The 907-nt window shown below is 63.6% G+C and carries 2 protein-coding genes and 1 pseudogene; all 3 read right to left on the bottom strand.

The features are described 5' to 3' along the window. Positions 1–126, bottom strand: a 126-nt coding sequence (locus tag MA879_RS12285) for a transposase (RefSeq protein WP_335342060.1), incomplete at its 3' end; no start/stop codon positions are given. A gap of 137 nt (positions 127–263) precedes the next feature. After that, the gene (locus MA879_RS12280) at positions 264–656 is read right to left on the bottom strand and encodes an SHOCT domain-containing protein (protein ID WP_158184098.1); all 393 of its coding nucleotides are present in this window, start codon (positions 654–656) and stop codon (positions 264–266) included. Positions 657–768: 112 nt separating this feature from the next. Beyond that, positions 769–907: pseudogene (locus MA879_RS12275) on the bottom strand (IS5/IS1182 family transposase); the annotation flags it as partial.

The following is a 907-nucleotide window of genomic DNA, read 5'->3' as shown; positions in this document are numbered from 1 at the left end:
GTAGATGATCGCCTCCACCATGGTGCGGGCGTCGGCGAACGGCCTGCCGGCGCGGCCGGTCCGGGTCGGGAGCATCGGGGCGATCAACTCCCATTGGGTGTCAGAGAGCATCTGGAACCGGGACATGCCCCCAGGGTCTCAGCTGACTCGTGCATCTATTCTCAGACACGCCCTAGATACCACCGTCGACTTCTTCCCGGCTGCCGAAGAGACGTTTGCAGTCGTAGCCGCGGCGAGGACGCTCGTGCACTTGCCCGACAACGCTAACGGGAACCATCCAGCGCGCTTTGCTTCAGACTCTGGAACTCCGCCTCGGAGATAGTTCCGCTGTCGAGTAGCTGCTTGGCTTGCGCGATCTCAGACGCAGGTCCCCCAGCAACAGTCCGGATGTAGTCGTCCGCCGTTGCTTTGGCCTCTCGTGCCTGTCGCTCGGCTCGATCGCCCATCCCACGACCGCGGAAGATCAGGTAAACGAGCGCCGTGAGGAACGGAAGAAAGATGAGGAAAAGCAGCCAGATCGCCTTGTAGACGCCGCTGAGTTCGCGGTCCCGGAAGAGATCACTGATGATTGAGAACAGTGCGATGAGGTAGGCGACGAACACAAAGATGGTGAAGAACCACCAGATCGCATCCCAGATCGTGCTCCAGAAGTCCATGTTCCTGACCTCACCTTCCGGCCCGGTTGGGGGCCAAGCCTAGAGTTTCGTGTGAACCCAGGGTAGCAAGCGGCAAGCGGCCCCTGCCTACCTCAGCCAGAGCTGGGCGCGCCGCGTCGAGGCCGACGGGGCGCCCGCCGCGGGCACCGCGCCGTCTGCGGTGGCCCTGCTGGTCGGCCGGTTCGGGGATGACCGCTTTGATCCCACGGGCGCGTAGGTGGGTGCGGATCGCCCGGGAGGAGTACGCCTTA

It is taken from the genome of Micrococcus lacusdianchii, assembly GCF_023155805.1.
In the GTDB taxonomy this organism is placed as follows: Bacteria; Actinomycetota; Actinomycetes; order Actinomycetales; family Micrococcaceae; genus Micrococcus; species Micrococcus lacusdianchii.
This window is presented reverse-complemented; position numbering and strand designations above follow the sequence as displayed.